Annotated in this window: 5 protein-coding genes and 1 pseudogene; all 6 read right to left on the bottom strand. The window is 67.3% G+C overall.

The window, feature by feature from the left end:
* Positions 1-754, bottom strand: a 754-nt coding sequence (gene tpiA, locus ACFWF3_RS22080; RefSeq protein WP_379315099.1) for a triose-phosphate isomerase, incomplete at its 3' end; no start/stop codon positions are given.
* A gap of 3 nt (positions 755-757) precedes the next feature.
* Positions 758-1,972 (bottom strand): phosphoglycerate kinase, encoded by a 1,215-nt coding sequence (locus ACFWF3_RS22075; RefSeq protein ID WP_379315098.1) that lies wholly within the window; start codon positions 1,970-1,972, stop codon positions 758-760.
* A gap of 5 nt (positions 1,973-1,977) precedes the next feature.
* Positions 1,978-2,994, bottom strand: a complete 1,017-nt coding sequence (gene gap / locus ACFWF3_RS22070; RefSeq protein WP_056810475.1) for a type I glyceraldehyde-3-phosphate dehydrogenase — start codon at positions 2,992-2,994, stop codon at positions 1,978-1,980.
* 216 nt (positions 2,995-3,210) lie between these two features.
* On the bottom strand, positions 3,211-4,194 hold the full coding sequence (whiA, locus tag ACFWF3_RS22065; protein ID WP_101467118.1) for a DNA-binding protein WhiA: 984 nt from the start codon (positions 4,192-4,194) through the stop codon (positions 3,211-3,213).
* The gene (gene yvcK / locus ACFWF3_RS22060; RefSeq protein WP_378989086.1) at positions 4,185-5,249 is read right to left on the bottom strand and encodes a uridine diphosphate-N-acetylglucosamine-binding protein YvcK; all 1,065 of its coding nucleotides are present in this window, start codon (positions 5,247-5,249) and stop codon (positions 4,185-4,187) included. The genes whiA and yvcK overlap by 10 nt, the downstream gene beginning before the upstream one ends.
* Positions 5,246-5,634, bottom strand: a pseudogene (locus tag ACFWF3_RS22055) (RNase adaptor protein RapZ); the annotation flags it as partial. The pseudogene ACFWF3_RS22055 and the gene yvcK, both read right to left, overlap by 4 nt.

Genomic DNA, 5,634 nt, shown 5'->3' with positions numbered 1-5,634 from the left:
GGGTAGCGAACTCGTCACCCTTGAGCGAAGCACCGCCGACCAGCGCGCCGTCGATATCGGTTTGCCGGATCAGCTCGCCGATGTTCTTGGCGTTCACCGAGCCGCCGTAGAGCACGCGCACGCCGGCGGCGACCTCCGGGGAAGCCAGCTTCTCCAGCTCGCCGCGGATCGCGCCGCAGACTTCCTGCGCGTCGGCCGCCGAGGCGACCTTGCCGGTGCCGATGGCCCAGACCGGCTCGTAGGCGATGACGACCTGCGAAATCTGTTCCGCCGTCAAGCCTTTGAGGGAACCACGCAGCTGCTCGAGGTTGTACTCGACGTGCGTGCCCGCCTCGCGGACGCCGAGACCCTCACCGATGCAGACGATCGGGGTGATCTCGTTCTTCAGCGCCTGCTTGGCCTTGGCCAGCACGGTCGCGTCGTCCTCGTGGTGGTACTGACGACGCTCCGAGTGCCCGACCACCACGAAGGTGCAGCCGAGCTTGGCCAGCATCGACCCGCTGATCTCGCCGGTGTAGGCACCGGAGTCGTGCGCCGAGACATCCTGGGCGCCGTAGGTGATCAGGAGCTTGTCGCCGTCGACGATCGACTGCACACTGCGCAGATCGGTGAACGGCGGGATCACCGTCACGTCGACCTTCGCGAAGTACTTCTCGGGCAGCGCGAACGCCACCTTCTGCACCAGCGAGATGGCCTCGAGGTGGTTGAGGTTCATCTTCCAGTTGCCCGCGATGAGCGGTTTACGTGCTGCCATCGCTCAGCCCTCCAACACCGAAATACCGGGCAGCTCTTTGCCTTCCAGGTATTCCAGGGAAGCGCCGCCACCGGTGGAGATGTGGGAGAAGCCGTCATCGGGCAGACCGAGCGCACGCACGGCGGCCGCCGAGTCGCCGCCACCGACGACCGTGAACGCACCCTTGGAGGTAGCGGTGACGATGGCTTCGGCGACACCACGGGTACCCGCGGCGAACTTCTCGAACTCGAACACGCCCATCGGGCCGTTCCAGAACACCGTCTCGGCCTCGGTCAGCAGCGCTGCGAATCGCGACACCGACTCGGGGCCGATGTCCAGGCCGAGCCAGCCGTCGGGGATCTCGGTCGACGCGACGGTCTCGGTGTCGGCGTCGGCCGCGAACTTGTCGGCCACCACGATGTCGACCGGCAGGTGCAGCACGTCGCCGAAGCGCTCGAGCAGATCCTTGCAGGTGTCGATCATCTCGGCCTGCAGCAGCGAGCCGCCGACCGGAAGACCTTGCGCGGCAAGGAAGGTGAAGCACATGCCGCCGCCGATCACCAGGGTGTCGACCTTGGGGGCCAGCGCCTCGATCACCGCGAGCTTGTCGGAGACCTTGGAGCCACCGAGCACCACCGCGTACGGGCGGGCCGGGTCCTGGGTGAGCTTCTGCAGCACCTCGACCTCGGCCGCGACCAGCGTGCCCGCGTAGTGCGGGAGCTGCTGGGCCACGTCGTAGACCGACGCCTGCTTGCGGTGCACCACGCCGAAACCGTCGGAGACGAACGCACCGTCGTCGCCGACCAGCTCGACGAACGCCGCGGCGAGCTTGGCCCGCTCCGACTCGTCCTTGCTGGTCTCGCGCGGATCGAAGCGCACGTTCTCCAGCAGCAGCACGTCGCCGTCGGTGAGGCCCTCCGAGCGCGAGAGCGCGTCGTAGCCCACCACGTCACCGGCCAGCTGGACATTGCGACCCAGCAGCTCGGCCAGTTTCGCCGCCACGGGGGCGAGCGAGAACTTGGCATCGGGCTCGCCCTCGGGGCGGCCCAGGTGTGCCATCACGACCACCTTGGCGCCGGCCTCGACCAGCGCTTGAATCGTGGGCACCGAGGCGATGATGCGGCCCGGGTCGGTGATCTGACCGTTGTCGTCGAGGGGAACGTTCAGGTCGGAGCGCACGAGCACGCCCCGACCCTCGACACCCTCGGCCAGGAGATCCTGCAGTGTCTGAACTGTCATCGCGGTCAGAGCGACTTGCCGACGAGATCGACCAGGTTGGCCAGCCGGTTCGAGTAGCCCCACTCGTTGTCGTACCAGGAGACGACCTTGACCTGGTTGTCGATGACCTTGGTCAGCGGCGCGTCGTAGATCGACGAGTGCGGGTCGGTGACGATGTCACTGGACACGATCGGGTCCTCGTTGTACTTGAGGATGCCCTTCATCGGGCCCTCGGCGGCGGCCTTCATCGCGGCGTTGATCTCTTCGATGGTGGCCGGCTTCGCCAGGGTGGCGGTGAGGTCGGTGACCGAGCCCGTCGGAACCGGAACGCGCAGCGCGTAGCCGTCGAGCTTGCCCTGCAGCTCGGGCAGCACCAGGCCGATGGCCTTGGCGGCACCGGTGCCGGTGGGCACGATGTTCAGGGCAGCGGCGCGGGCGCGACGCAGGTCCTTGTGCGGCGCGTCCTGCAGGTTCTGATCCTGGGTGTAGGCGTGAATGGTGGTCATCAGACCGTTCACGATGCCGAACGAGTCGTTGAGCACCTTGGCGATCGGGCCGAGGCAGTTCGTGGTGCACGACGCGTTGGAGATGATGTTCTGGCTGCCGTCGTACTTGTCGTCGTTGACGCCCATCACGATGGTGATGTCGTCGCCGGTGGCAGGCGCGGAGATGATGACCTTCTTGGCGCCGGCGGACAGGTGGCCCTTGGCCTTCTCCGCGGCGGTGAAGATGCCGGTCGACTCGACGACCACGTCGACGTTCAGGTCGGCCCACGGCAGTGCCGAGGGGCCTTCCTTGATCGCGAGCGCCTTGATGCGCTGCTCGCCGACCACGATGGTGTCGCCCTCGACGGAGACGTCCTGCGGCAGACGACCCAGGATCGAGTCGTACTTCAGCAGGGTGGCGAGGGTGTTGATGTCGGTGAGGTCGTTGACCGCGACGATCTCGATATCGGTCTCGCCGACGGCCTTCAGCGCCTCCACCGCACGGAAGAAATTACGTCCGATACGACCGAAGCCGTTGATACCTACCCGGACAGTCACGTTATCGCTCCTCAGCTTTCAAGCGGATTCATTCCGACGGTAACCACAGTAGTAGCCGCGCCAGCCTTCACGACAGCCACCTGTGAGTTGTGAGCTCCCCGGCCTCAGGCCTGCGGAGACCCCAGAATAGAGGGCAGAGCGGTCATGTATGACCGCTCTGCACTAATCGTCGGATTCGCCACACCTTTCGGCGTGCGGAGTCTGTTGCTGTTCCTACTACGCGTCGTCGAGCAGCTCCGCTGTCACCGCGGACTCGGTATCGGGGATGCCCAGATCCTTGGCGCGCCGGTCGGCCATCGACAGCAATCGCCGGATCCGTCCCGCGACAGCATCTTTGGTCATCGGCGGATCGGCCAGCTGACCGAGTTCCTCCAGGGAGGCCTGCCGATGCTGCACCCGCAGCCTGCCCGCCGCGGCGAGATGCTCGGGAACATCGTCGGCGAGGATCTCGAGCGCCCGTTCGACCCGAGCCGCCGCCGCGACGGCCGCGCGCGCCGAACGACGCAGGTTCGCGTCGTCGAAGTTGGCGAGCCGGTTGGCGGTGGCCCGCACCTCGCGGCGCATCCGACGTTCTTCCCAGGTGAGCCTGGTGTCCTGCGCACCCATCCGGGTGAGCAGGGCGCCGATCGCCTCGCCGTCACGCACCACGACCCGGTCCGTGCCGCGCACTTCCCGCGCCTTGGCGGTGATGCCGAGCCTGCGCGCCGCGCCGACCAGTGCCAATGCCGCCTCCGGACCGGGGCAACTCACCTCGAGCGCCGAGGAACGACCCGGCTCGGTGAGCGAGCCGTGCGCGAGAAACGCGCCACGCCATGCCGCTTCGGCGTCACCGATGCTGCCGCCGACCACCTGCGCGGGCAGCCCGCGCACGGGGCGGCCGCGCACATCGAGCAATCCGGTCTGGCGCGCCAGCGCCTCGCCTTCCTTCGACACGCGCACCACGTAGCGGGAAGTCTTGCGTAGCCCACCCGCGCCGAGCACATGCACATCGGAGCCGTATCCGTACAGCTCGAAAATCTCTCTGCGCAGTCGCCGGGCGATGGACCCCATATCCACCTCGGCTTCCACGATCACCCTGCCCCCCACGATGTGCAGACCGCCCGCAAACCGCAGCAACGCCGACAGCTCCGCTTTACGTGAGCTGACCTGCGACACCACGAGCCTGCTCAGCTCGTCCTTCACCTCGGCTGTCATCGCCACGAGACGCGCTCCTTTCCCACCGACCCCGAACGCTCATCTGGAACACTGTGCACATCTGAGGCACCGTGCCGTCTCTCGAATCGAAGCCCAGTCAGTTGCGGCCGCGGCGACCGGACCAGCTGATCCAGTGCGGCGGCAAGTTTTCCGGGATGATGCCGATCCGTTCCCGGCTCGGCGACATCGCAGAACGTTACCCGTGCCCGCAACTGTTCGGCGGCTCTTGCCACATGTTCCCGTTGCCGCCCCTCCGGCACCGACGCCGAGTCGACGAGCACATCGTCGACCGCGAAATCCGGTGCGTGCTGGGACAATACATGCAGATGGCGCTCCGCGGAAAAGCCGGCTGTCTCGCCGGGCTCCGCCGCCAGATTCAGCACGAGCACCTTGCGTGCCCGCGTGCGCACCAGCGCCGCGTGCAGTTGCGGCACCAGGACATGCGGAATGACGCTGGTGAACCACGAACCCGGTCCCAGCACAACAACATCCGCGTCGTCGATCGCCGAGGTCGCCTCGGGGCTGGCGGGCGGATCGGACGGAATCAGCCGCACCCGCCGGACCTTACCCGGCGTGGTCGCCACCGCAACCTGACCGCGCACGCACCGGCCGATCCGCGGGTCCGACTCCAGGCCCGATACTTCGGCCTCGATGTCGAGCGGAATCGGCGACATCGGCAGCACCCGGCCGGTGATCCGCAGCAGCCTGCCCACCTCGTCGAGCGCGGCCACCGGATCACCGAGGATATCGGTGAGTCCGGCCAGGATCAGATTGCCCACCGAGTGCCCGGCGAGCGCGCCGGTGCCGCCGAAGCGGTGCTGCACCGTCGTGGTCCACACCCCGTCGGCGTCATCGGACAGCGCTGCCAGGGCCATCCGCAGATCACCCGGCGGCAGCATGCCCAGCTCGGCGCGCAGCCGACCGGAGGACCCACCGTCGTCGGCGACGGTGACGACGGCGGTGATCCGCCTCGTCAGCCTGCGCACGGCCGTCAATGTCGCGTACAGCCCATGTCCGCCGCCCAGCGCGACGACGGCTGGGTCGGCTTCGATTCCACTCATTCGCGCCCCAGATCCCGGTGGACGACGCGCACGACGTCCACCGCCACGTGCCCGGTATCGGCGCCGATGCGCTCACCCAGTGCCTCGGCGACAGCGACGCTGCGATGTTTGCCGCCGGTGCACCCGACTGCCACGGTCATGTATCGCTTCCCCTCTTGGCGGTATCCGGTCGTCGTCAGGTCGACCAGGTGTTTGCCGGTCTGCAGGTAGTCCCGCGCACCCGGCCTGGACAGCACGTAGTCGCTGACCACCGACTCCTGTCCTGTGTGTTCCCGCAATTCCGGAATCCAATGCGGGTTGGGCAGGAATCGCACGTCCAACACCATGTCGGCGTCGAGGGGAACACCGTACTTGAAGCCGAAGGACTGCACAGTCAGTTGCAGTG

It is taken from the genome of Nocardia sp. NPDC060220 (assembly GCF_042727815.1).
Taxonomy (GTDB): domain Bacteria; phylum Actinomycetota; class Actinomycetes; order Mycobacteriales; family Mycobacteriaceae; genus Nocardia.
The sequence above is the reverse complement of the archived record's forward strand: the minus strand, read 5'-3'. Positions and strand labels throughout refer to the sequence as shown.